A 19,912-nucleotide genomic window follows, 5' to 3' on the forward strand; every position below is an offset into this window, starting at 1 on the left:
GTGGATGTACGACGGTATTGATGCTTGCGACCGTATGGCAAGACCTGGAACGAGGTCTCGCGTTTTCGATAAATTGACTGTTGTCTTAGGACACTTTGGCTGTGCCCTGTTCACTGGATCTTCTCTGACGTTCCCTGGCGCTTCTTGCGCGCTTCTCACTCTTTTTGGCGCCGGGAACGGATCTTTCCCAGGCCCTTGAGCAGGCGGTCTGCCGGTTCGAACAATTCCGGTCGGGATACGACCGTGTTGCGCAGCGCCCGGACCGGCGCGCGATGCGCACGATGTCCGAGAGCCATGGGGTGGCGCAGCGCCACCCACCCCTCGGACACGGCGAGTTCCCGTGTCTTCAGGGAGTCCTTGTACTGTTTCTGGCCACGCCCGAGATCGAGGTGGGCGATGCCGTCGGCGGCGGCCGCCTCGGCCATGTGCAGATGCAGCAGCAGGCCGGGCGAGTACTTCGCGAACGCCGGGTCGTAGGCCGGGAACCAGCAGGAGAGCACGCGCTCGGTGCGCGGGCCGAAGTGCGCGGCGACGGGTGCGCCGTCGACGTAGAGCACGGAGAGCAGCCCCTGGAAGGTCTCCGAGCGGGTGTGGAAGAGCTGGTGCACCAGCTGGGTGATCCAGGCCTGGGCGAAGCGGTCGCTGCGGCCGGTCCTGCGGTACTGCGCGGACTTCCAGGCCATCAGCGTGCGCAGCGCCTCGGGGTCGCGCTCGTCGTGCACGTAGCGCACCTCGCGGTGGACGCGGTCGAGCTTGCGGCCCTTGGCGAGGGTGCTGCGCAGGAACTTCGGCGCATGCGTGCGCAGATGGTCGAGGTAGGCCTCGTAGCCCTGGTCGAGGTCCATGACGGGTGAGGGGTAGGAGCCGGTGGCCCCCTCCTGGAACGCGGGCTGGCCGTCCACGAGGTGGTCGTACTCGTACATCACCAGGCGGCAGGCGCGCAGCAGTCGGCGGGCGTCCCAGGTGAAGCCCGGCCGGTGCACGACGCCCTGGCTGTCGGAGACGCCGAGACCGACGGCGCGGCCCACTCCTGTTCTGGATCGCTGGTACGGGAAGAACGCGGCGGGCTCGCCGTCCTCCCGGGCGACCGCGATCCGCACGTCGCGCCGCACCCGCGCCACGGCGAGCGTGAACTCGGGGGAGAGGAAGGGGTTCGCGAGCCCCGGTGAGCCGTTCAGATGCGCTTTGGACTGCAGGGCGGTCCAGGCCACCCGGTCCGCCGCGGTGAGTTCGCCGGGACGGTGGACGGTGATCTCCACGTCTTCAAGTCCGTCTCCTCGGGGCGCGGGGGCGCTAGCGCCGCGCCAATGCCGACAGGAAGATGACCGAACTGATCCCCGCCACCGCCGCGACGCCGCCGCGGACCGACCACACGTGCAGGGCCAGCATGGCCTGGGCGACCAGCAGGTCGACCACGAGGGCCGCCGAGACGGAGGCGAGGACACGGCCCCAGGGGTCGAGCCCCCGCAGCCAGGGCGCGAGCGCGGCGGCGGGGGCGGCGACGAGGAAGAAGAGAGTCAGGGGTCCGCGCACCGGTGAGGAGAGGTCGAGCAGCGCGAACAGCGCCCCGACGCACCCGGCCGTGACGGCCGCGCCCGTGAGCAACGGGCTCAGATCCCTGTGCGACGACTTGAACCTGATGGTCTGCATTGGCGACTTTGCCCCCCGACGCGCCGGATGCCGGGCTTCAATGTGGCGCAGTCGGCGGCGGCTCGTCAAGACGCGCAGGGAGCGCGCAGATGTTCGCCGTCACTCCGTCGGATGATCGGTGAACTCGCGGAGCGGGCAAGGGAATTACTGAAGAATTGATTGTCATGAACACTATCGACGGCGGTGGTGCGGTGCTACCACTGTCCAGGCGGAAATCCTGCTCAAGGAGGCACCATGAGATTGTCCCGTTTCACGGCCTATGCAGCGTCGCTCCTCCTCGCCGCGGCCGCCACCCTCACCGGGGTGGGCGCCGCGCACGCCGACTCTGGCGCCCCGCGGAGCGCGGCCCCCGCCTATGTGGCGCTCGGGGACTCCTACTCGTCCGGCGTCGGGGCCGGCAGCTACGACAGCGGCAGTGGCGGCTGTAAACGCAGCACCCGCGCCTTCCCGGCGCTGTGGGCCGCCGCCAACTCGCCCTCCGGGTTCAGCTTCACGGCCTGCTCCGGCGCGCGCACCGACGACGTGCTCGCCAACCAGCTGGGGCCGCTCAACTCCGGCACCGGCCTCGTCTCGATCAGCGTCGGCGGCAACGACGCGGGCTTCAGCGACGTCATGACGACCTGCGTCCTGCAGTCCGAGGACAGCTGCGTGGCGCGCGTCAACCAGGCCAAGGCCTACGTCGACTCGACCCTGCCCGGCAAGCTCGACCGCGTGTACACGGCGATCAAGAGCAAGGCGCCGTCCGCCCGGGTCGTCGTCCTCGGCTACCCCCGCTTCTACAAGCTCGACGGCAGCTGCCTCGCCGGTCTGTCCGAGCGCGAGCGGAGCGCCATCAACGGCGGCGCCGACTACCTCAACGCGGCCGTCGCCAAGCGCGCCGCCGACCACGGCTTCGCCTTCGGGGACGTCACCACCACGTTCGCGGGCCACGAGATCTGCTCCGGCGCCCCGTGGCTGAACAGCGTCGTCTGGACCAACATCGGCGAGTCGTACCACCCGACCGCCGCGGGACAGTCCGGCGGCTATCTGCCCGTCTTCAGCAGGAACGCCTCCTGAGGCCCGCCGCGCGCCGGAGCCCGGCGCGGCCGGTGCGCCCTCAGGGCGCGAAGGCCCCGTAGGACGAGGAGGAGCCCCCGCCCGTCGTGGGCTCCTCCTCGCACGTCACCGAGTACGCCACGGCATTGGACGTGGCCGTCACGGGCGAGCGGACCTCGACGCTGAGTTCGTTGTGGTACGTCCCGCTCGTGGTGCCCGGCTGCTCCGTGTGGTTGACCTGCTTGGTCTTCCCGCCCCCGGCCGGGAACGAGAGCGACTTCCAGCCCGGGTCGTCGGACTCGCCCTCGGCGGTGATCCAGCGGTACTCGACCGTCACCGGGACGCGCCCGACGGTGAACGTCGCCGTGAACGAGGCCGCCTGCGCGGGCGGGCAGGCCCCCGCGTACTCCGTGCCGTGGCCGGTGAGGGAGACGCGCACGGACTGGGGCGGGGGCTTGGTGGTGCCCCCGCCCGTGCCGCCGCCCGAGCCCCCGCCGTGGGTGGAGCCGCCGTCCGTCGAACCGCCCTTGCCGCCCCCGCCGTTGGTGCCGCCGCCCCCGCTCGAACCGCCGCTGCCGCCGCCGTCGGAGCCCCCGCTTCCACCGCCGTCCTTTCCTCCGGTGCCGCCGCCCCCGCTGCCGCCGCCCGCGTCGGCGCCGGAGTTGCTACCGGCGTCTTTGCCCCCGCCGTTCCCGTTCCCGTCGCCGTCGTTGACGAGTGCGTACGTGAGGCCGCCGATGGCGAGCACCAGCGCGGCGGCGCCCGCGACGAGGGCCGCGGCCGCGCGCCGCGAGCGGGGTCTCTCGGGCGTGGTCGTCGAGGTCGTACCGCCGTACGGGGCGCCCGCGGTGGCCGTGGGCGCGGCCGCGTGGCCGCCGGGCGGCGGCGGCACGGGGACCGGCGGCTGGTGGGCGACCGCCGTCGGCGTGTACGGAACGTCCCGTCCGCCGCTCGGCGGGTGGCCCTCGGCGATCAGGCGCAGATCGCGCTCGGCGTCGGCGGCCGTGGCGCGCTCGGCGGGGTCCTTGCGGAGCAGGCCCTCGATGACCGGCGCCAGGGGCCCGGCGTCGCGCGGCGGCGGCAGCGCCTCGTCGACGACCGCGCGCAGCGTGCTCAGCGGGGTGTCCTGCCGGAACGGAGAGACGCCCTCCACCGCCGCGTACAGCAGGACGCCGAGGGACCACAGGTCGGACTCGGGTCCCGGCCGCTGCCCCAACGCCCGCTCCGGGGCGAGGAACTCGGGCGATCCGACGACCTCGCCCGTCATCGTCAGGGCCGAGCTGCCCTCCACCATCGCGATCCCGAAGTCCGTGAGGACGACGCGGCCGTCGTTGCCGAGCAGGACGTTGCCCGGCTTCACGTCGCGGTGCAGGACGCCCGCGCCGTGGGCGGCCCGCAGGGCGCCGAGGACCTCCGCGCCCACGCGCGCGGCCCGCTGCGGCGTCATCGGGCCCTCGGCCTCCAGGACGTCCGACAGGGCCAGGCCGCGCACCAGCTCCATGACGATCCAGGGGCGGCCCTCCTCGCGCGTCACGTCGTACACCGTGACCACGTTCCGGTGGGGGATGCGGGCGGCGGCCCAGGCCTCGCGCTCCAGGCGCGCGTACAGCCGCTCCACCTCGCTCGCCGGGAGGCCCGCGGGCGCGCGGACCTCCTTGACCGCGACCTCACGGCCGAGCACGTCGTCCCGGGCCCGCCACACCGTGCCCATGCCGCCCTCGCCGAGCGGGGAGAGGAGGCGGTAACGCCCCGCGATCACGCGCGCCTGACCGGTCACGGTCCCCCCCCATTCGCAGCCGTGCGATTCTCCACAAAAGTAGCTCAACCGAGCGCCGTTGCAGCCCCCTTGACCACCAATCCACACCCGAGGGCGAGGACCACGCAGGCGGAGCCCAGCGGTGCGAAGCGGCGGGCGAGGCCGGGGGTGCGGCCGTGGGCCAGGCGCCGTCCCGCCACCGCGCCGAGCCGTACGACGAGGAACCCGGCCGCCGTCAGCGTGACGGCAAGACCCGCCCCGTACGCGAGGACGAGCAGGAGGCCGAACCAGGCCTCGCCCAGGGCGGCCGCGCCCACCAGCACCACGACGGCGGAGGGGCTGGGCACGAGGCCACCGGCGAAGCCGAGCAGGAGGGTGCCGCGCAGGGTGGGCGGCGGGTGGGGGCGCGCGTGGTGGTGCGGGTGTGCGTGGGGGTGCGTAGGCCGGTGCCTGCGGCGCCAGGCCCGCCGTACGAGCAGCGCGCCCGCGCCCGTCACCAGGGCCCCGCTGGCCACGCCCAGCCAGGCGACGACCGAGGGCGCGGCCGCCGAGCCGCCCGCCACCAGCAGCCCCAGCGCCACCACGCCGAGGGTGTGCGTGAGCGTCACGGACGCGGCGAGGGGCAGCACGTCCCGCGCCGACGCGCTGCCCCGGGCGGCGGCGGTCGCGGCCATCAGGGTCTTGCCGTGGCCCGGCGCGAGCGCGTGCAGGGCGCCGAGCAGCACGGCGGTGCCGAGCGCGAGCGCCGCGAAGGCCGGGGTGAGGTCGTGCCGGGCCACCAGGCCGGTGAGCGCGTCGGTCGCGGCGCGCGGCAGGGCCGAGCCGGGGGCCGTGGGCGGCTCGTCGGCGAGGGCGGGGCCGCCGGGGCGGGCCCGCAGCGAGGCGGCTGTCGCGTCGGGCGGGGAGGCGCCGGGCGGGTAGCGGGTGAGGCGCTCGGAGCGGGACGTGCGCGGCACGCTCGAACCGCTGAGGGCCATGCGGTCGCCGCGCGCGGTGATCTCCCGCCAGCCCGGGGCGGCCTGGGGCGCGGCGCGGAAGCGGACCGTCAGGGCGCCGGGCGGCAGCGGGGCGGTCATGCGGCACTCGACCCGGACGGTGGGCAGGCCCGCCTGGCCCGGCCGCACGCGGGCCGTGGCCGCGGCCGTGCGCAGGGCGACGCTCCGCCCGCCCACCTCCACCCGGCCCCGCGCGGCCGCCGCGCGGCACCTCTCCCGTGCCCAACGGTCCCTTCCCTCGCGGTCGATGGCGGGCTCCGCCTGCGCGGCGGGGATCTCGGCGAGGTCCTCCACGTGCTCGACGCTCAGGCGGCCCGGGGCCAGGAGCAGGCCGTCGTACTGGTTGACGGTGAAGTTGCCGAGGGGGTGGGCGTGGGCGGGCGCGGCGGCGCCCAGCAGGACGGCGAGCACGACGAGGCTCCGCAGGGCCCACCGCCAGGCCTTGTGCAGCCGGGGCGATTCGGGTGGGTGGGTGGGAAGTCCCGCCGCGGTAGCGGCGGGGAGGGGGCGGCGGGTCGCAGGCGCGGTCACCGGTGCACCCCCAGAAGGCGTCGCGCCTCCCCGGCGCCCCGGGGGGAGAAGCCGGGGTTCAGGTCCAGCGCGGCTCGCAGCCACTTGTGGCCCGCCCCGGGTGACAGGGCGGACTCGATGGCTCCCCGGTGGTACAGGAAGGAGGCCTCCCGCACCCCCGTCCTCGTGGCGCGCCGCGCGTACCGCAGGGCCTCCCGGTCGTGCCCGTTGACGTGCAGGGCCCAGGCCAGCGCGTCCGCCGTGTGCACGGTGTGCCGCCGCTTCCACTCGTCCCGCGCCGCGCGCAGCGCCTCGGCCCGGTCGCCGTGGTCCGCCGCGGCGAGCGCGGTGTCGAGGTCGGGATTGACCCCGTGCGCGCGGGCGAGCCGCACCCAGGAGTCGATGAGCCGGTACTGCTCGCGGGCGCGCGCCGGTTCCCCGTGGGCGTCGTACAGCTCCCCGAGGGCCACGAGCGTCCCGGGCAGCGGCCGCCGGGAGACGACGGTGCGCAGATCGGCGATCGCGGCCTCCGTCTCGCCCCGCGCCGCCCGGGCCCGCCCCCGCGCCTCCAGGGCGGGCAGGTTCCCGGGGTCGGCCCGCAGCGCGGCCGCGCAGTGGCGCAGGGACGCGGCGTACTCGCCCTGGCGCCAGGCCAGTTGCGCGAGCGCCGTGGCGACGTACGAGACGTCCCCGGGGGACCGCGCCGCCGTCGCGGCCCGGCGCAGCACGCGCCGGGCACCGGCCACGTCGCCGTGCAGCTCCTGTACGTAGGCGTACCGCGTGAAGACGGGGACGCCGGGGCGGCGCGCGTCGGCCTCCCGCACGGCCCGCGCCGCCCGGTCGTAGCGCCCGAGTTCGACGAGCGCGTCGACGCGGGAGGCCAGCGCCCCCTCGCTGTAGGGGTTCACGGCGAGCGCCCGCTCCGCGTACCGCAGGGCGCCCCCGAAGTCGTGCCGGGCGGCGGCGAGCGCGGCCTGCCCGGCGAGCGCGGAGTCGTCGCCGGGGCGCAGCGCGAGCGCGCGGTCCAGGGCCCGCTCGGCCTCCGCGTAGCGGGACGGGTCGCCGCGGAGCCGGGCCTGCTCGACGTACGCGGTGCCGAGCGCGGCCCAGGACCGGGCGTCCTGGGGCCGGGCGCGCAGCCGCGCCCGCAGCGCGGCCACCCCGCGGTCCAGGTCGGCGGCGAGCAGCCGGTTCGCGGTGGCGTCCGGGGCCCCGCCCCGCGCGGCGGGCGGGGCGGCCGCCGTTGACGGCCGCCCCTTGCCCGGGTCCGACGGCACCCCGCCGAGCGCCAGCGCCCCGCCGGTCAGCGCGACCGCGAGGACGGCGGCGGCGAGGAGCCCGCGGCCGGAGACGTGGTTCACCTCAGGCACCTCCGGCCGTGGCCCGGGTGCGCCGCCACCACAGGAGACCGGCGCCGACGAGCAGCACCCCGGCGCCGCCCACGCCCGCGGACGCGATCAGCACGGTGTCGGTGGAGCCGGACGAGCCGGAGCCCACGGGCGGCGCGCCACCGCTGAGGGCGTTGCGCGCGCTGGTGCCGTCCTTGCCCGCCACCGGCCCCCGCGACCCGGCCGTGGGCAGCGCCAGATAGGGGAAGGAGCGCCCGAAGGCCTTGTCGTTGGTGTCGACCGCGTCGCCCAAGTCGTTCTTCTGGCCGACGAGTTCGCCCTCGACGACCTGGAGCGAGATGTCCAGGACGTCGTCGCTCAGGCGCCGCCCGTTCGGATAGCCCGCGTTGTCGCCGTCGAGGACACCGAGCCGCTTGGGCGTCTCGGCGGGCTTGACCGAGGTGTTCAGGCGCAGCGCCTCGGCGGGCCGTACGTTCGGCGGCTGGTTGAGGTCCTTCACGCCGGTGAGGAACACCGAGACCAGGTCCTTGCGGGGCTCCTTGGGCGCCTTGATCTTGTAGAGCTTCTCGATGATCCGCGGCAGCTCCGGCTTCTGGACGTACGGCAGGAACCGCGCGTCGTTCCACGGCGCGGAGGCGTTGAACCTGTCCTTGTCCTTCATCGGGACGACGACCTCGTTCACCAGGGGCGAGCCGAGCCGGGACACCTGGGTCCACTTGCCCGCCGCGTTCCTGCGCTGGGTCGTCGACCAGATGCCGACGGTCGGCTGGTCCTTGGACTGCCGTATCTCGGCGCTCGGCACCTGGAGCGCCACCGAGTTCACGTTGTACCCGGCGACCGTGTCCCGGCCGACCTCCGACAGGTCCTTGCCGTACACCAGGTCGAAGACCCTGAGGTCCAGGAAGAAGGGGTCGTCGGCCTGCCCCACGAAGGAGGTGGTGCCGCCGGGGAGCTTGCGCACGGCCTGGTCGCGCAGCTTGCCGTAGTCGGGCATGGACGCCTTGCCCACGTGCGAGGGCGCGATCGGCAGGTCGTCGGCGATCTTCTTGGTGGACACGACCTCCTGGTCCTTCAGCCGCAGCAGGTCGATGTCGTACGTCTGCGTCACGTTCAGGTCCGGGTCGTCCAGGCTCGTGACCTCACCGGTGTTGTAGAGGAAGGTGTCGCCGTTCCTGGTGCGCGTGTCGAAGGTCCAGCGGTAGAGCAGGTCGCCCTGCGCGTCGCCGTCGCTGTCGATGTGCACGTCGTACTGGGCGTCCTCGGGGAACGGGTAGAAGTTCGGCCCGCCCGCCGGCTCCTCGAACGGCAGCCAGTTCGCGACGAGGGTCGTCGTGTCGGGCTTGTCGGGGCTGACGAAGGCGTACACGTCGGTGTTGTCGTACTGCGGCTGCCCCGAGATCAGCGGGGCCTCCCGGTGGCTGGAGGCGCGCGCGGCCTCCGGTCGAAGCGTGCTGACCCCGGCGGCGGCGAGCCCCCCGGTGGCCAGTGCCCCGCAGACCAGCGCGGCGACGCCACGGATCCCGCGGCGCCGCGCGCGGCGTGTGACGACTGCTGTCATCGCGTCCGTCCTCAGTTCGGCGGTAGGGGCCGCGCGCTGACCGCACGGCCCGCCTGACGCATGCCATTCGGCGCGGGGGCGGCGGTGGATTGGCCCGCGGCCGGTGAATTCCGCGGCGCCGCGCCAATCCGGTCCGGGGGCTCGCCCCGAATCTCCGCCGAGTCCAGAATTGAGCGCCCGGGATGCCGGGAGAGTGGGGGGACGGCTGTGGACGCGGACGCACTGCTGCCACGGGTGGCCGACGGCGACCACCAGGCCTTCGAGGAGCTGTACGCGCTGGTGTCCGGGCCGGTCTACGGCCTGGTGCGGCGTGTCCTGCGCGATCCGGCGCAGTCCGAGGAGGTGGCCCAGGAGGTGCTGCTCGAACTGTGGCGCACGGCGGCCCGCTTCGACCCGGCGCGCGGCACGGCCCTGTCGTGGATCCTGACGCTCGCCCACCGCAGGGCCGTCGACCGGGTGCGCAGCGCCCGCGCGGCCGGTGACCGCGAGCGGCGCCTGGCCCACCGCGGCGAGGGCCCGGCCTTCGACCAGGTCGCCGAGGCGGTGGAGGGCAGCCTGGAGCGCGAGTGGGTGCGCCGCTGCCTGGAGCGCCTGACCGACCTCCAGCACCAGGCGCTCACCCTCGCCTACTACGACGGCTACACCTACCGGGAGGTGGCGCGGCGCCTGTCCGTGCCGCTCGGCACCGTCAAGACCCGCATGCGGGACGGCCTGCTGCGCCTGCGCGACTGCCTGGGCGCCGCCGCATGAGCCCTGCGGAACCCGGACCGCTGAGCCGCCTGCGCCGGTACGCGGGCGGCCTCTGGCCGGGCGGCCCGCTGCGCTCCCTGCACTCCCTGGCCGTGCCGTACGCGCTCGACGCCCTCGACCCGGACGAGACGCGCCGCTTCGAGGAGCATCTGGCCGCCTGCGACCGATGCACGCGGGAGGTGCGCGCGCTCGCCGCCGACACCGTGCGCCTGGCGCGCGCGGCCTCCGTCCCCGCCCCCGAGGACCTGCGGGAGCGCATCCTCGCCGCCGTGCGCACCACGGCCCAGGAGCCCGCCGGGCGGGACGCCGCGCCCTTGGTGGTGCCGGAGCGCCGTGTTCGTGGCCGGGCTCCGCTCGCGCTGGCCGTGTCCGGCGTGGTGCTCGCCCTCGTGGCTGTCGGTCTCCTCGCCCTCGCGCTGGTCCGCACCGACGGCGAGCTGTCCGACGAGCGGGCGGCCGCACGTGAGATCGCCCACGTCCTGGCCGCGCCCGACGCCCGCGCGAGCACCGGACGGGACGCCCGGGGGCGGGGCATCGGCGTGGTCGCGTCCCATGCGGAGCGGCGGGCCGTGGTGAGCGTCAGGGGCCTCGGGCGGCCTCCGGACGGGCGCGCGCATCAACTGTGGGTGATGCGCGCCGGGGCCGCGCCCCGTTCGCTCGGGCTGCTCGATGGCGAAACGCCGGTGGTCGCGAAGGATCTCAGCACGCGAGCGAAATCACTCGCTGTCACCATCGAACCCGACGGCGGCTCCGCGCGGCCCACCAGTAGGCCTCTCGTCCAACTCACCCTGGAATCAGTTGGATTCGGAGAGTAACCGTCAACGTCCTTGTGGAGAAGGTGAATCCCGCCACCGGGATACACGAGTGTCATGGTGGGGCGATAGGGTTAACCTGCCCTGGGCCGGGTGCCCTCGTACGGGTGGGGAGTGACATGGAACAGATAACAGTGCGCAGCAGGGCGAGGGTCCCTGCGATCACATGTGGGAGCGGCGCGAGCAGTTCGCGTCTCGACCGCCATCTCTCGGTGCTGGGTGGCCCTGCCATTCCGCAGCGTGAGGCGGCCGAGGCGACCCTGCTGATGCGTGAGCTCACCTCGCGTGGCGCCGCGCACGACCGGGGCGGCAAGCGCGCGCAGGTGCGCCGTGTCTCGCTGTTCGCACCGCTGCGCAGACTGCGCCGCTCGCTTTTCGGCGGCCACTGACCTCGGGCGCGGGTGCCTCCGGTCTCGCCCTGGGGCGCCCGCGCTTCCTCCTCTCCCGCCGTCACTCCCGGCACGCGGCGGGCACCGATGACTCCCCTCTCCGCGGCGGAGCCGCATATCAACACAGCCCCGCGCCCCTTCAGGGCGTCAGCAGGACGACCTTGCCGACCGTGGCGCGGCCGAGCAGCGCCGTGTGCGCGGCGGCCGCGTCACGTAGTGGGAACGTCGTGACGGTCGGTACGAGGGTGCCGCTCGCGGCCTCGGCGAGGGCGCGCTCCTGGAGCGCGCGCAGGCCCCCGGGCACCCGCAGGACGCGCGGGCCGAGCGCGTACGTCGCCGTGATCAGGCGCGCGTGCAGGTCCTGGGAGGTGAACTCCGTCGGCGCCCCCGCCGACCAGCCGTACAGCACGAACTGCCCGCCGTAGCCCAGGAGGTCGAACGCCGCCCGGCCCGCGGCCCCGCCGACGCTGTCGAAGACGACGTCGACCTCCCGGCCGCCGAGCGCGGCGCGCACCTCCTCCGCCCAGTCCGGGCGGTCGTAGTCGACGGCGACGTCCGCGCCGAGGGCCCGGACGCGGGCGGCCTTGTCCGGGCCGCCCGCCGCGCCCACCACGGTCGCGCCGAGGTTCCGCGCCGCCTGCACGAGCAGCGTGCCGATGCCGCCCGCCGCCGCGGTCACCAGGACCACGTCGTCGGCCGCGGGCGCGGCCACCTCCAGGACGCCGAGCGCCATCCGGCCGGTGCCGACCATCGCGATCGCGGCCTCGTACGACACCGAGTCCGGCAGCGGGAACAGCGCCTCCGTCTCGCGCACGGCCAGCTCGGCGTAGCCGGCGTTGACCAGGCCGAGATGCGTGACGACGCGGCGCCCGAGCCACGCGTCGGCCACGCCGTCGCCGAGCCGGTCGATGACCCCGGCCACCTCGCGCCCGGGCGTCAGGGGCAGGTCGGGCAGCGGGAACGGCAGCTCGTCGCCCGCGCCGCGCTGAAGGGCCGTGTCGAGCAGGTGGACTCCCGCCGCCCGTACGGCGATCCGGACCTGGCCGGGCCCCGGCTCGGGGTCGCCGACCTCTTCGAACCGCAGTTCCTCGGGGCCGCCGAAGGCGTGCAGTCGGATGGCGTGCATGGGTGGTTCCTCCCGGGCGGTGGGGGCGGGCGATGACGCTCTCGACGCTAGGTGGGAGCGGGCAGGGGCCGCCTCTGTCGGGTGACTGGGTCCGCCCCACGCCCGACCCCTACAGGACCAGCCTCAGAGCAGGGCGAACTGCCCCTCCGGCCCCTCCTCGTGGTGGTCGAGGACCGAGGCCGGGCGCCGGGCCGCCGCCGGGACGGGCAGGACGCCCGCCGCGTGCAGGTCGGCGACCGTGAGCGCGTCGGCGGGGGAGGGCTCCGGGAGGGCGGGAAGCTCCGCGAGGAGGGCGAGGACCGTGATCAGCTCCAGGAGCTGGGAGGTCCAGGCCTGGGGCCACGCCGAGGGCCGGACGGCCTCCAGGGTGCCGGGCTCCGCCGGGGCCGCACGCCGCTCGAACCACAGCTCGATGACCCGCACCCCGCTGACCCGGAAGTCCCACGCGCCCGCGGGCACGGGCGAGATGAGCCCGCCCTCGCCGATCCGCAGGGCCTCGTCCTCGGCGTCGTAGGCGAGCCCGGAGGGGTGTGCGGGCAGCGGCGCCCGCACGTACGGCCGCCGCCCGCCGGGCAGTTTCGGCCGCTCTCCCGCGGCCCCGCGCAGCTGGAGCCAGAGCGCGCGCCGCCCCAGCTCCACGCCCCGCGCCCAGGCGTCCGCGGCGGACGTGAGCGGCACGACGGGGCCCGCGGGCGTGGCCCGCGCGGCGACCAGGGTCCAGGCCAGGAAGTCCTCCGGGGCGACACCCGTGCCGTACAGCCGGGAGAGGTGTTCCAACAGACCGGATAGAACGTTCGTTTCGGTGCCACCAGGACGTCGGTAGAGCGGGCGGATGCGGCCGGGCCGCCCGGCGGGGGAGCGCCCGTCCGGCAGCACCGCGGAGGCGAGCACCGCGGGTCCGGCGTCCGGGTCGGGCACGTACCCCTGCTCGGTGAGGAAGAGCTGCTCGGCACCGGCCACCCGCCACAGCTCGGGGCGGGCCGCGTCGAGGAGGCGGTGGTCGGGTATCAGCCACTGCTCGTCGAAGGGCCCGTGCACCACCCGGACGGGTTCGGCGCAGGGCCCGTCCTCACGGGCGAGGCGCCCCGTGCCGCCGCCGCACCCGGGCAGCTGCGCGACCGAGGTGTGCAGGGTGCGTGCCCGGGTCGGCCCGAACAGCGCCTCGCGCCCGGCCGCGTCGGCGCGGACGAAGGCGTCCCAACGGGCCCTGAGGGACGCGGCGTCGGGCGCCATCGGCCACCCGCGCCCCGGCCGGAGCGGCGCGACGGACCACGGCATGAGATCGGCGAGCGGCGGCGCGTCGTCGTACGTCACGCCCGGCATCGTACGACGCGCCGGGAGGCGGCCATCAGGTCGCGTCGAGCGTGACGGTGAACGAGAAGCGGTCGCCCCGGTACTGGATCCGGGCCACGTCAAGGGCCCGGCCCTCGGTGTCGTAGGTGATGCCCGTGTAGTGCAGGATCGGGCTGAGCAGCGGCACTTGGAGCAGCCGGGCCGTCTCCGGGTCGGCGAGCCGGGCCTCCACGGTGTCGGTGATGCGCGAGATCGCCACGCCCACCACGTCGCGCAGGACCTTCGTCATCGGCCAGCGCTCCAGGTCGGTCGGGTCGATGCGCTCGGCGAGGTCGGGACGTACGTGGTTGCGCGCGTGGTTGGTCGGCTCGCCGGTCCTGGCGTCGCTGCGCAGCCGGTGGTACGTGGCGACCTCGGCGAGCCCGGGGAAGTGCTCGGCGACGTCGGTGGGCACCTGCTCCCGGCCGTGGGACAGGAGCTTGGTGTCCATGCCGGACTGCTGCGCCACGATGGCGTCGACCGAGCCGAGCAGGCGCACCGGCGAGCCGCGCCGCACGTCCGGCTCGATGAACGTGCCGCGCCGCCGGTGCCTGCTGATCAGGCCCTCGTCCTCCAGCTCCTTGAGGGCCTGGCGCATGGTGAGCACGCTGACGCCGTAGTGCCCCGCCAGCTGCTCCTCGGTGGGCAGGCGCAGCGGGGCGTCCGGCGCCCGGCCGAGTATCGAGGCGCGCAGCGACTGCGAGACCTGATACCACAGCGGCAGCTTTCGGTTCAGGACGATCGAGTCCGGGGCGAAAGCGGTCACAGGGAACTCCGTACTTCCGAGACGACGCGGACAGCGGCCGGAAGTGGTGGTGCTACGGCCGGAAATGACGCTCCAGACCCTGCCACACGTCGTCGTACCTCCGCTGCAGGTGGTCCGCCGAAGCCGCCTGCTCGGTGGCGGTCACCGGCCAGCGGGTCTCGAACATGAACGCGAGGCCGTCGTCGATCTTCTGCGGCCTCAGCTCCACGGCGCTGGCCTTCTCGAAGGTCTCCCGGTCGGGGCCGTGCGCCGACATCATGTTGTGCAGCGAGCCGCCGCCCGGCACGAAGCCCCCCTTTCCGGCGGTCTTGGCGTCGTACGCGCCCTCGATCAGGCCCATGTACTCGCTCATCACGTTCCGGTGGAAGTACGGCGGCCGGAACGTGTCCTCGCCGACCAGCCAGCGCGGCGCGAAGACCACGAAGTCGACGCCCGCGAGGCCCGGGGTGTCCGAGGGCGAGGTGAGCACCGTGAAGATCGACGGGTCGGGGTGGTCGTAGGAGATGGTGCCGATGACGTTGAAGCGGCGCAGGTCGTACACGTACGGCACGTGGTTGCCGTGCCAGGCGACCACGTCGAGCGGGGAGTGGTCGTACGTCGCCGTCCAGAGGTTGCCGCAGAACTTGTTGACGACCTCGACGGGGCCCTCCACCTCCTCGTACGCCGCCACCGGGGCCTTGAAGTCCCGGGCGTTCGCGAGGCCGTTGGCGCCGATCGGGCCGAGGTCGGGGAGCTGGAAGGCCGCGCCGTAGTTCTCGCAGACGTACCCGCGGGCGCTCTCGTGGAGCAGCTCGACGCGGAAGCGGACGCCGCGCGGGATCAGGGCGACGTGACCGGGCTCGGCGTGCAGCAGGCCCAGTTCGGTGCGCAGGAGCAGGCCGCCGTGCTCGGGGACGATCAGGAGCTCGCCGTCGGCGTCGCTGAAGACCCGGTCCATGGAGGCGTTGGCGTGGTAGAGGTGCACCGCCATGCCCGTGCGCTGGGTCGCGTCGCCGTTGCCGCCGAGGGTCCACAGGCCCGCCAGCCAGTCGGTGCCGGGGGCGGGCTCCGGCAGCGGGTCCCAGCGCAGGCGGTTGGGGTCGGGCACGGTCTCGGTGAAGGGGGCCGTGCGGATCGCGCCGTTGTCGGTCCGGGTGAACGACGGGTGGGCGGCCGAGGGGCGCACCCGGTACAGCCACGAGCGGCGGTTGTGGGCGCGAGGCTCGGTGAACGCGGTGCCGCTCAGCTGCTCCGCGTACAGGCCGAGGGGGGCGCGCTGGGGTGAGTTGCGGCCGATCGGCAGGGCGCCGGGGACGGCCTCCGAGCTGTGCTCGTTGCCGAAGCCGGAGAGGTAGGTGAGCCCCTCCGCGAGCTTGCGCGCGTTGCCCCTGTCGTCCTTCGGCTGGTCCCCGCTCATGACAGCTCCCTCGGCTCCCTGGCCCACGACGGGCCGACGCCGGCGTCCTCGCCAACGATTCCTATGGAACACCGTAGGATTCGTCATTTCCCCGCGCAAGAGGGATCCGTGAAATGTGAACGGTGCTCTACCCTCCCGGAGTGCGTGACTCCTCCGGTCCGCGTGACCCGAACCCCGCCGCCGCCCTGCGCCGCAGCCCCGTGCAGCGCCGCAGCGCGGAGCGCCTGGGCCGGATCCTCGACGCGTGCGCCGCCCTCCTCGACGAGGTCGGCTACGAGGGGCTGACCACCCGGGCGGTCGCGGTCCGCGCGGGCGTGCCCATCGGCTCGGTCTACCGCTTCTTCGACAACAAGCGCGCCCTGGCCGACGCCCTCGCCCACCGCAACCTCGACGCCTACGCCCGCCGGGTCGCGGCGCGCATGACGGCGGTGCCCCGCGGTGATCTGCGCGGCGCCGTCGAGGCCGCCTTCGACGAGTATCTGCTGATGAAGCGCACCGTGCCCGGCTTCGGGCGGGTCGACTTCGGCATTCCGTCGGCGCCCGAGGCGATGCCCGACGCCAACGAGACCGTCGCCGACCGCGTGGCCCGGCTCCTCGCCGGACACCTCGGCCGCCCGCTGGACGCCCGGCTCCGCCGCGCCATGCTCGTCAGCGTCGAGGCCGTCGACGCCCTGCTCCAACTCGCCTTCCGCGCCGACCCGTTGGGCGACCCGGAGCTCGTCGCCGAGACGCGGACCCTGCTGTACGCGTACGTCGAGCGGGCGCTCGGCTGAACCCTGGCGCCATACGTACTGGTCGGTATGCTGAGGGTGCACCGCGCCTCCGCGCCCCGCCCCGGGAGGGCCCATGACCCGCACCGCCCCGCGCATCTGCCCGCTCTGCGAAGCCACCTGCGGCCTCACGCTCACCGTCGAGGGCACGCGCGTGACCGGCGCGCGCGGCGACCGCGCCGACGTCTTCAGCCGCGGCTTCATCTGCCCCAAGGGCGCCTCACTCGGCGCGTCCGACGCCGACCCCGACCGGCTGCGGCGACCCCTCGTCCGCACCGGCGGGCGCCTCGCGGAGGCGAGCTGGGACGAGGCCTTCGCCGCCGTCGCCGCGGGCCTGCGCCCCGTCGTCGAGCGGTACGGACCGCACGCGGTGGGCGTCGTGCTCGGCAACCCGAACGTGCACACCATGGCGGGCGCCCTGTACCCGCCCGTGCTGCTCGGCGCCCTCGGCACCCGCAGCCTGTTCACCGCGAGCACCGTCGACCAGATGCCCAAGCACGTCTCCTGCGGCCTCCTGTTCGGCGACCCGCTGGCGATCCCCGTACCGGACCTGGACCGCACCGACCACCTGCTCGTCCTCGGCGCCAACCCCCTGGAATCCAACGGCAGCCTGTGCACCGCGCCCGACTTCCCCGGCAGGCTCAAGGCGCTGCGCGCCCGGGGCGGCCTGCTCACCGTCGTCGACCCGCGCCGCACCCGCACCGCCCGGCTCGCCGACCGGCACCTGGCGATCCGGCCCGGCACGGACGCGCTGCTGCTCGCGGCGGTGGCGCAGGTCCTGTTCGCCGACGGCCTCACCCGCCTCGGCGCGCTCGCGGACCACGTCACGGGGATCGACGAACTAGCCGACGCCGTACGGGACTTCACCCCGGAGGCCGTCACCACGGCCTGTGACGTGCCCGCCGCCACCATCCGGACCCTCGCCCACGAACTGGCCGCGGCGCCCACCGCCGCCGTGTACGGCAGGGTCGGCGCGAGCACCGTCGCCCACGGGACGCTGACCTGCTGGCTCGTCGACGTCCTGAACGTCCTGACCGGCAACCTCGACCGGCCCGGCGGGGTCCTGTTCCCGCTCTCCGCCACCGGCAGGGCACCGCGCCCCGCCGGGCCCGGCCGGGGCTTCGCGCTCGGCCGCTGGCGCAGCCGCGTGAGCGGACACCCCGAGGCCAAGGGCGAACTGCCCGTCGCCGCGCTCGCCGAGGAGATCGACACCCAGCCCCGCGTCCCGGACAGCGGCCTGGGCGAGAGCCCCGTCCGCGCCGTCATCGCCATCGCCGCCAACCCCGTCCTGTCCGCGCCCGACGGCGACCGCCTCGACAAGGCCCTGGCGTCCCTGGACTTCATGGTGAGCGTCGACCCGTACCTGAACGAGACCGCGCGCCACGCCCACGTCGTGCTTCCGCCGCCACCGCCCGCCCAGAGCGCCCACTTCCCCTTCGCCTTCAACGCCCTGGCCGTGCGCAACCAGGTCCGCTACACCCGCGCCGCCGTGCCCCTGGAGGCGGGCCGGATGCCGGAGACCGAGATCCTCGCGCGCCTTGTCCTCGCCGCGACCGGCGGGCACGGCACCGACCCCGCCGCCGTCGACGCCCTGGTCATCGAGCGCACCCTCGCCGAGGCCGTCGCCGCCCCGCACACGCGCGTGCACGGCCGCGACCCCGCGGACCTCGCCGCCCGGCTCACGGGGGAGAGCGGCCCCGAGCGGCGCCTTGACCTGATGCTGCGCCTCGGCCCGTACGGCGACGGCTTCGGCGCGGAGCCGGACGGGCTGAGCCTGGCCCGCCTCCTCGACCATCCGCACGGCATCGACCTCGGGCCGCTCGCCCCGCGCGTCCCGGAGGTCCTCAGGACCCGCAGCGGGCGGATCGAGCTGCTGCCCGGCCCGATCGCCGCCGACCTGCCGCGGCTTGCCCGCGCGCTGCGCGAGACGCCCGCCGAGCTCGTCCTCGTCGGCCGCCGCCATCTGCGCTCCAACAACAGCTGGATGCACAACGTCCCCGCCCTCACCGGCGGCTCCAACCGCTGCACCCTGCACGTCCACCCGAGGGACGCGGCCCGGCTCGGCCTGGCGGACGGCCGCCCCGCGCGCGTGTCGGCCGCGGGCGGAGAGATCGAGGCCCTGGTGGAGGTCACGGACGCGATGCGCCCCGGGGTGGTGAGCCTGCCGCACGGCTGGGGCCACGACCGGCCCGGCACCCGCCTGACCGTCGCCGCCGCCGACCCCGGCGCCAACGTGAACCAGCTCCTCGACGGCAGCCTCCTCGACCCGCTCTCCGGCACGGCGGTACTGAACGGCTTCGCGGTGAGGGTCACTCCGCTCGCGCGGTGATTTCGGTGGGCCCGGGGGAGCGCCCCGAAGGGGCGCGGGGAACTGCGCGCTCAACCACGACGAACCCGCGGACGCCCGACATCGCGGAGCGGCACATCCAACGAGGCGCTCAGGGCCGCGGGGCCCGACACTCCGTGCGTCCCGCCGCCCCCGCGGCCACGCACAGCAGGATCCCCAGCGTGACGAAGGGAGCCGCCGCCCCCGCCGCCCCGGCGATGAGGCCCGCCCCGGCCGGTGCGGCGACCTGGCCGAGCCGGTTCCCGGTGAGCCGCAGGGCGAGGGCGGTGGAGCGGGCCCCGGCGGGCGCCGCCTGGACCACGGTCGTCATCGACAGGGGCTGGCCGACGCCGAGGCAGAACCCGAGCAGCGTCAGGACCACCCCGAGCGCCCAGACGGGCAGCGGCAACGCGACCCCGGCGCACAGGAGTCCGGCGGCGGCGCAGGTGCCCACGATCAGCGCACGGCGGCCGAGCAGCCGGATGAGGGGCGTCATCACGAGGCGGCAGGCGATCGTCGCGCCCGCGCGCAGGCCGAGCAGGATGCCGACGGTCGCGGGCGCGATGCCCCGGTCCTCACCGATGACGGGCAGATACGCGGTGAGGATGTCGGTGGCGGACAGCACGGCGAGGCTGATGAACATCCCCGCGGGCACGCCACGGGCGCCCAGGATGCGCAGCACGGAAACCTTGGGCCCCGCGGACGCACCGGCCCCCGGCTCCGGGGAGGCCCCGCCCGCAGACGCCCCGACCTCGCCCGCGCACGCCTCGGCCCCGCCCCGAGGCTGCTCCAGGCGCCACAGCGACGTACAGGACACCGCCGCGACGCCCGCCGCCACCACCAGGGCGAGGGCGCTCGTGCGGCCCGTGTCGCCGCCGATCAGCGCACCGGCCGCCAGCGGGCCGACGAGCTGGCCGAGGGAGGCGCCGATGGTGAAGTGCCCGAAGTTCCGGTCCCGTTCGGCGGGAGCCGACCGGCGGGCGACGATGGACTGCGCGCCGATGACGAAGCAGAGGTGGCCGAGGCCCATCACCCCGCTCCACGCGGCGAGGGCGCCGAGCGACCCCGAGGTGCCGCCGAGCGCGCAGCCGCCCGCGATCAGCGCGACGCCGAGGAGCAGCAGCGGCGCGCACCGGCCGTGGTCGGTACGGCGGCCGAGCGGCACCGCCACGAACAGCGGGAGCAGCGCGTACCCGCCCGCGATCACACCGACGGCCCGCTCGTCGGCGCCCAGCGCGAGGGCCCGGTAGGAGACGGCGGGCCGCGCCATCGAGACCGCGGCCTGCGCACAGCTGAAGGAGATGACGAGCCGCAGCAGCCAGCCCCTGTCCCCGCGCCGCCGCGTGCCCTTCTCCCCGGCCCCGCGGGAACGGCGTATCCGCAGCATCAGGA

17 protein-coding genes are annotated in these 19,912 nt (G+C 75.1%); 6 read left to right on the forward strand and 11 right to left on the reverse strand.

Features of this window, described 5'->3' with window-relative positions:
- Positions 1-155 precede the first annotated feature (155 nt).
- Together ACIG3E_RS34825 and ACIG3E_RS34830 are read right to left on the reverse strand one after the other, a co-directional pair.
- Complete coding sequence (locus ACIG3E_RS34825; protein ID WP_399623916.1) at positions 156-1,259, reverse strand: GNAT family N-acetyltransferase; 1,104 nt, start codon at positions 1,257-1,259, stop codon at positions 156-158.
- Positions 1,260-1,293: 34 nt separating this feature from the next.
- On the reverse strand, positions 1,294-1,650 hold the full coding sequence (locus ACIG3E_RS34830) for a hypothetical protein (protein WP_399623918.1): 357 nt from the start codon (positions 1,648-1,650) through the stop codon (positions 1,294-1,296).
- A gap of 234 nt (positions 1,651-1,884) precedes the next feature.
- Between ACIG3E_RS34830 and ACIG3E_RS34835 the strand changes: the two genes are divergently transcribed.
- Positions 1,885-2,706 carry an SGNH/GDSL hydrolase family protein gene (locus tag ACIG3E_RS34835; RefSeq protein ID WP_399623920.1) on the forward strand — a complete coding sequence of 274 codons (822 nt, stop codon included), beginning with the start codon at positions 1,885-1,887 and terminating at the stop codon, positions 2,704-2,706.
- 40 nt (positions 2,707-2,746) lie between these two features.
- Here the strand turns inward: ACIG3E_RS34835 and ACIG3E_RS34840 are convergent, their stop codons facing one another.
- The 4 genes from ACIG3E_RS34840 to ACIG3E_RS34855 all read right to left on the reverse strand — a co-directional run bounded on the left by ACIG3E_RS34840 (position 2,747) and on the right by ACIG3E_RS34855 (position 8,853).
- The gene (locus tag ACIG3E_RS34840) at positions 2,747-4,462 is read right to left on the reverse strand and encodes a serine/threonine-protein kinase (RefSeq protein ID WP_399623922.1); all 1,716 of its coding nucleotides are present in this window, start codon (positions 4,460-4,462) and stop codon (positions 2,747-2,749) included.
- Between the two features lie 44 nt (positions 4,463-4,506).
- Positions 4,507-5,886 carry a nickel transporter gene (locus tag ACIG3E_RS34845; RefSeq protein ID WP_399624023.1) on the reverse strand — a complete coding sequence of 460 codons (1,380 nt, stop codon included), beginning with the start codon at positions 5,884-5,886 and terminating at the stop codon, positions 4,507-4,509.
- A 77-nt stretch (positions 5,887-5,963) separates the two neighbouring features.
- Positions 5,964-7,307: a tetratricopeptide repeat protein gene (locus ACIG3E_RS34850; RefSeq protein WP_399623924.1), complete on the reverse strand. Its 1,344-nt coding sequence runs from the start codon at positions 7,305-7,307 to the stop codon at positions 5,964-5,966.
- 1 nt (position 7,308) lies between these two features.
- Positions 7,309-8,853: a DUF4331 domain-containing protein gene (locus tag ACIG3E_RS34855; protein ID WP_399623926.1), complete on the reverse strand. Its 1,545-nt coding sequence runs from the start codon at positions 8,851-8,853 to the stop codon at positions 7,309-7,311.
- 207 nt (positions 8,854-9,060) lie between these two features.
- On the opposite strand from ACIG3E_RS34855, the gene ACIG3E_RS34860 reads away from it, so the two are divergent.
- The 3 genes from ACIG3E_RS34860 to ACIG3E_RS34870 all read left to right on the forward strand — a co-directional run bounded on the left by ACIG3E_RS34860 (position 9,061) and on the right by ACIG3E_RS34870 (position 10,804).
- Positions 9,061-9,603, forward strand: a complete 543-nt coding sequence (locus ACIG3E_RS34860) for a sigma-70 family RNA polymerase sigma factor (protein ID WP_399623928.1) — start codon at positions 9,061-9,063, stop codon at positions 9,601-9,603.
- Positions 9,600-10,418: an anti-sigma factor domain-containing protein gene (locus ACIG3E_RS34865; RefSeq protein WP_399623930.1), complete on the forward strand. Its 819-nt coding sequence runs from the start codon at positions 9,600-9,602 to the stop codon at positions 10,416-10,418. The genes ACIG3E_RS34860 and ACIG3E_RS34865 overlap by 4 nt, the downstream gene beginning before the upstream one ends.
- 116 nt (positions 10,419-10,534) lie before the next feature.
- On the forward strand, positions 10,535-10,804 hold the full coding sequence (locus ACIG3E_RS34870; protein WP_399623932.1) for a hypothetical protein: 270 nt from the start codon (positions 10,535-10,537) through the stop codon (positions 10,802-10,804).
- Positions 10,805-10,943: 139 nt separating this feature from the next.
- Here the strand turns inward: ACIG3E_RS34870 and ACIG3E_RS34875 are convergent, their stop codons facing one another.
- From ACIG3E_RS34875 to hmgA, 4 genes are all read right to left on the reverse strand, one after another.
- Complete coding sequence (locus ACIG3E_RS34875; protein ID WP_399623933.1) at positions 10,944-11,930, reverse strand: zinc-binding dehydrogenase; 987 nt, start codon at positions 11,928-11,930, stop codon at positions 10,944-10,946.
- Positions 11,931-12,053: 123 nt separating this feature from the next.
- Positions 12,054-13,253 (reverse strand): type ISP restriction/modification enzyme, encoded by a 1,200-nt coding sequence (locus ACIG3E_RS34880; protein ID WP_399623935.1) that lies wholly within the window; start codon positions 13,251-13,253, stop codon positions 12,054-12,056.
- A 25-nt stretch (positions 13,254-13,278) separates the two neighbouring features.
- Entirely contained in the window at positions 13,279-14,028 is a 750-nt protein-coding gene (locus ACIG3E_RS34885; RefSeq protein ID WP_144002582.1) for a GntR family transcriptional regulator, read from the reverse strand.
- 52 nt (positions 14,029-14,080) lie between these two features.
- Entirely contained in the window at positions 14,081-15,424 is a 1,344-nt protein-coding gene (gene hmgA / locus ACIG3E_RS34890; RefSeq protein WP_399623938.1) for a homogentisate 1,2-dioxygenase, read from the reverse strand.
- Between the two features lie 140 nt (positions 15,425-15,564).
- Here hmgA and ACIG3E_RS34895 point away from each other — a divergent pair, with 140 nt between their 5' ends.
- Together ACIG3E_RS34895 and ACIG3E_RS34900 are read left to right on the forward strand one after the other, a co-directional pair.
- Positions 15,565-16,197, forward strand: a complete 633-nt coding sequence (locus ACIG3E_RS34895) for a TetR/AcrR family transcriptional regulator (RefSeq protein WP_399623940.1) — start codon at positions 15,565-15,567, stop codon at positions 16,195-16,197.
- Positions 16,198-16,270: 73 nt separating this feature from the next.
- Positions 16,271-18,523 carry a molybdopterin oxidoreductase family protein gene (locus ACIG3E_RS34900; RefSeq protein ID WP_399623942.1) on the forward strand — a complete coding sequence of 751 codons (2,253 nt, stop codon included), beginning with the start codon at positions 16,271-16,273 and terminating at the stop codon, positions 18,521-18,523.
- A 109-nt stretch (positions 18,524-18,632) separates the two neighbouring features.
- On the opposite strand, the gene ACIG3E_RS34905 is transcribed toward ACIG3E_RS34900, so the two are convergent.
- Positions 18,633-19,907: an MFS transporter gene (locus ACIG3E_RS34905; RefSeq protein WP_399623943.1), complete on the reverse strand. Its 1,275-nt coding sequence runs from the start codon at positions 19,905-19,907 to the stop codon at positions 18,633-18,635.
- Positions 19,908-19,912: the final 5 nt, after the last annotated feature.

Origin of the sequence: Streptomyces sp. NPDC053474 (assembly GCF_044544845.1) — a bacterium.
GTDB lineage: Bacteria > Actinomycetota > Actinomycetes > Streptomycetales > Streptomycetaceae > Streptomyces.

Coding starts and splice junctions, on each gene's coding strand:
- ACIG3E_RS34835 (WP_399623920.1), top strand. CDS start 1,885: ATGAGATTGTCCCGTTTCACGGCCTATGCAGCGTCGCTCCTCCTCGCC.
- ACIG3E_RS34880 (WP_399623935.1), bottom strand. CDS start 13,253: ATGCCGGGCGTGACGTACGACGACGCGCCGCCGCTCGCCGATCTCATG.
- ACIG3E_RS34865 (WP_399623930.1), top strand. CDS start 9,600: ATGAGCCCTGCGGAACCCGGACCGCTGAGCCGCCTGCGCCGGTACGCG.
- ACIG3E_RS34900 (WP_399623942.1), top strand. CDS start 16,271: ATGACCCGCACCGCCCCGCGCATCTGCCCGCTCTGCGAAGCCACCTGC.
- ACIG3E_RS34855 (WP_399623926.1), bottom strand. CDS start 8,853: ATGACAGCAGTCGTCACACGCCGCGCGCGGCGCCGCGGGATCCGTGGC.
- ACIG3E_RS34905 (WP_399623943.1), bottom strand. CDS start 19,907: ATGCTGCGGATACGCCGTTCCCGCGGGGCCGGGGAGAAGGGCACGCGG.
- ACIG3E_RS34830 (WP_399623918.1), bottom strand. CDS start 1,650: ATGCAGACCATCAGGTTCAAGTCGTCGCACAGGGATCTGAGCCCGTTG.
- ACIG3E_RS34870 (WP_399623932.1), top strand. CDS start 10,535: ATGGAACAGATAACAGTGCGCAGCAGGGCGAGGGTCCCTGCGATCACA.
- ACIG3E_RS34875 (WP_399623933.1), bottom strand. CDS start 11,930: ATGCACGCCATCCGACTGCACGCCTTCGGCGGCCCCGAGGAACTGCGG.
- hmgA (WP_399623938.1), bottom strand. CDS start 15,424: ATGAGCGGGGACCAGCCGAAGGACGACAGGGGCAACGCGCGCAAGCTC.